The sequence below is a fragment of the Tateyamaria sp. genome (assembly GCF_059783535.1).
In genome coordinates, this window is sequence record NZ_JBYNDP010000220.1 from 1 (window position 1) to 3,610 (window position 3,610).

5 protein-coding genes are annotated in these 3,610 nt (G+C 57.3%); all 5 read right to left on the bottom strand.

Annotated features, from left to right (window positions below; all coding sequences use genetic code 11):
- Positions 1-410, bottom strand: a 410-nt coding sequence (gene rplJ / locus AC6RA8_RS21710) for a 50S ribosomal protein L10 (RefSeq protein ID WP_500355816.1), incomplete at its 3' end; no start/stop codon positions are given.
- Positions 411-849: 439 nt separating this feature from the next.
- Positions 850-1,191, bottom strand: coding sequence for a cupredoxin domain-containing protein (locus tag AC6RA8_RS21715; RefSeq protein WP_500355818.1), 342 nt, complete (start codon positions 1,189-1,191; stop codon positions 850-852).
- Entirely contained in the window at positions 1,191-1,718 is a 528-nt protein-coding gene (locus AC6RA8_RS21720; protein ID WP_500355820.1) for a DUF4142 domain-containing protein, read from the bottom strand. Before AC6RA8_RS21720 ends, AC6RA8_RS21715 begins: the two co-directional genes overlap by 1 nt.
- 255 nt (positions 1,719-1,973) lie before the next feature.
- Entirely contained in the window at positions 1,974-2,555 is a 582-nt protein-coding gene (locus AC6RA8_RS21725) for a hypothetical protein (RefSeq protein WP_500355822.1), read from the bottom strand.
- A gap of 325 nt (positions 2,556-2,880) precedes the next feature.
- A complete protein-coding gene (gene rplA, locus AC6RA8_RS21730) occupies positions 2,881-3,579 on the bottom strand; it encodes a 50S ribosomal protein L1 (protein WP_500355823.1) in 699 nt (232 codons plus the stop codon).
- Between the last annotated feature and the right edge of the window lie 31 nt (positions 3,580-3,610).

The following is a 3,610-nucleotide window of genomic DNA, read 5'->3' on the forward strand; positions in this document are numbered from 1 at the left end:
ACGATCGAGGCAATAAGCTCCTCGCGCGAAGGCATCTTCGACACAGCCGTCACACCGGCCCGGTCCAACGCGTTCTCACCCATGGCACCACCAAGGATCACGAACTTGTCGTTTTCCTTGGCAAAGTCCTCGGACACCTTGGCAGCCGCCACGGGGTCTTCGGAGAAGGTCAGAACGGTCATGCCCGTCAGGTAGTCACCGATGCTTTCGCATGGCTTCCCATCCAGGGCGATCTTGGCGAGCCTGTTTTTTGCAACCCGAACAGAAGCATCCGCGTCACGGGCACGTGCGCGCAGGTCCTGCATTTCGGCAACTGTCAGACCGGCGTAGTGGGCAACCACAACGACGCCAGAGCTTTCAAAGATCTGGCCGAGTTCCTCGACCACTTTCTCTTTCTGGGCTCTATCCACAGTTTTCTCCAAATTTGGGGGCCTTGCGGGTCCCCGGCTCAGTTTGCACCGGATCACTCCGGCGGTTTGGTCCTCGAAATACACGGGTCCAAAGCCGCCCGAGGCTCGACAGAGCATCTGAGCTTAACGTGGCCTGTTCCCGCCTCGGGCAGGAATTATGACTGGCATATCCCAGTCACCCACCGTCTCGGACGAAATGAGGGCTTACCGAATCACACGGAAGCCCTCGCAGGTTGGTTAGTCCCTTTGGGCTCGAATGCCAAGGGGGTAAGGGTGTTTGGGGCTGTTTCGGCGGCGCGTCACCGGGTGAAAACGATCTCTCGGCGCCTCACTCCGACCGCAGCCTCGTTCGCAACGGTAAGTGGATGGCAAACTCATCCCGTGCCGCATTTCAGGTAAGTGTCTTGGTCACCATGCCATCAGGATTCGTCGATGACATTCAGACCTTGACGATCTCACCCTTCATATGCGGGTGGAACACGCAGAAATAGGACGTCTGCATATCGTCCGTGACCACAATCTCAGCGACTTGGTTTTGCACAAGCTCGCCCGTGTCCCACTCAAAATCGTCTGCGGTCGCAGTGTGCGGAGCCAAGTCTTCGTTCACCCACTGAATCGTATCCCCGACTTTTGCGTCGATACGCTCCGGAACAAAGGCAAAGCTTTTGATCCGCACAACATGAGTGACAGGTTCGGACGCCGCACTTTTTCCTGCTTTGAGAGCGGCCGCAACTGCAGCCGCTCCCATTAAAACCGCACGTCGTGTTGTCGACGCATGCATCAGTATTTCAGGCCTTTGACCATCATTTCCGCGTGCTTTTCGTGCGCCTTGAAAATCTCAAGCCCCTGTTCAAAAAGCGCCTTCACCTCGGCATTGTCGATATTGGGGATCATTGTGCCCTCGACCAATGCGTTGACCTCCTGATGGTACGCCAGTTCGTTTTCGGCATACGCCATGTCAAAGGCTTTGCCGTCCAGCTCGATGAAACCTGCAATAATCTTGTCCGCACGTTCATTGAGGGATTGGCTGACCGGATTGTCCTGTGCCGTTGCACCAAGCTTGTCCAACAGTCCCAACGCCGCCTCGTTCACCGCTTCGTGATCGCGGATCATGGTGCGTGCAAACTCATGGATGTCCGGGTTCTTCGACAGCGCCAGTGCAAGATGTGCATAGCGGATATCAATGTTGTCGGCGGTGTAAGCGATATGCGCAAATTCCAAGTCGCTCATGGCAGCGATGTCTTGCGCTTGGGCTTGAACGCCAAACAGTGCTGCAGCGACGGCCAAGGCAGATACGAGTTTCTTCACGACAATTCCTCCAGGTCGATAAATGACGTGGATTGGATATCGTACGCTCAGATGTTGGGCCTATGCTCCACAGTTCGTATTTTCGTGCAGATCGTTCATGCCTTTGAACAACGGCGCATTTAACTCAGTTGAGCAGACACTTCACGAGCGATCGGGCGCGGCACCGAACTGGCCTCACAGAGCAAAGATGTCCGCTGCATCACCCGCAGGATGAGCATTGTGTTCCACCATCCACTGGCTCGCACATGGTCACACTCAGGTACATGGCTCCATCACTGCCAACATGATCGCTTCATGGTCTTCAGCGAATGACGCGCTCATCGGATCAAGCGCAAAAACCTGCTCGCTCGCTTCCGGCACGCGCATGCATTTGTACAAATCAAAGCCTTCGAACAACGCCTTGTCTAATGAATCGTCCGATATTCCAGGTTCCTTGAGCCGCGAAAACGCCATGACCACGCCACGGTCGTACACGGTTGGCATCAGGCATTGCGTCAAAGCGAATTTTGCCCGCGTCACATTAAAAGAATCCGGGTCTTGCGCAACGGCATTCGGCAGCCCGATGAAGGCTCCAAAGTAGTCGGCAAGCGCAATCGCCCCTGCCGCGTATTTGTTGAACGCCTCGGTATGTGCGGGGTCGATATCGGGATCATCCGTGACCGCGCCGAACGCAGCCCATGCATCCGGTTCAAGGGATGTGAACTCCGCCCATTCAGCCGGGCAATGTTGCGCTGCGGTGTCCGCATGGCGCAACGTGGTTTCGTCACCTGCCAGCGCCGGGCCGGACACAGCCAAAACCGCGATTAAATGTGCAACGATGTACTTTGCTTTGCTCATGTGCCCTCCCTGATTTGAGGACGACATAGGCGCGCAGCATGGCAAGAGTTTGGCGCTGGCAGGATGAAAGATTTGTTGGATCCGAAAAACCGCCCCTCTTCGAAGGGCAGGCTACAGTTCAACCCGTTAAAATCCGCAATACCCACCGTGCGCTGGTCTAAGCCCCTGATCCCCCGTGCCTTTCACAAAAACCCTAAATCACTGCAACTCCACCGAACACGCTGTCCCCGCGGGGACAAGCCGGTTATTTCCCCGCAGGGACAAGAAAAAATGGCGCGCACCCCATCGGGCACGCGCCATCCAAACTCTCAGAAATCGTCCCCGACTACTCGGTAACGGCGTTCTCCACATCGACGCTAACACCCGGACCCATGGTCGAGCTCAGCGACACCTTTTTCATGTAGGTGCCTTTCGCGCCAGCGGGCTTCGCCTTGGCCACGGCACCTACGAAGGCGCGGATGTTTTCGACCAGCTTGGCTTCATCAAAGGACGCTTTGCCAACACCTGCGTGTACGACGCCAGCCTTCTCGGCCTTGAACTGAACTTCGCCACCCTTGGCCGCTTTCACGGCGTCGGCGACGTCCATGGTCACGGTGCCAACCTTGGGGTTCGGCATCAGGTTGCGGGGGCCCAGCACCTTACCCAGACGGCCTACGATGGGCATCATGTCGGGGGTTGCAATGCAACGGTCAAAGTCGATGGTGCCGCCCTGGACGGTTTCCATCAGATCCTCGGCGCCAACGATGTCCGCACCGGCTGCTTGCGCTTCCTCGGCCTTGGGGCCGCGGGCGAAGACAGCGACGCGGACGTCCTTGCCTGTGCCGTTGGGCAGGCCAACCACGCCGCGTACCATCTGGTCCGCGTGGCGGGGGTCAACGCCGAGGTTCATCGAGATTTCGACGGTTTCGTCGAACTTGGCCGAGGCACTGCCTTTGACCAGTGCCACGGCTTCCTCGACGGTCAGGGTCTCTTTGCCGGCGAAGGCTTCGCGGGCCGCTTTTGTGCGTTTTCCAAGCTTTGCCATCTTACTTCACCTCGATGCCCATGGAGCGGGC

What these genes read in the sequence shown, in the direction of transcription:
- AC6RA8_RS21715 (WP_500355818.1), bottom strand. Translation starts at nt 1,191, where the DNA reads ATGCATGCGTCGACAACACGACGTGCGGTTTTAATGGGAGCGGCTGCA.
- rplA (WP_500355823.1), bottom strand. Translation starts at nt 3,579, where the DNA reads ATGGCAAAGCTTGGAAAACGCACAAAAGCGGCCCGCGAAGCCTTCGCC.
- AC6RA8_RS21725 (WP_500355822.1), bottom strand. Translation starts at nt 2,555, where the DNA reads ATGAGCAAAGCAAAGTACATCGTTGCACATTTAATCGCGGTTTTGGCT.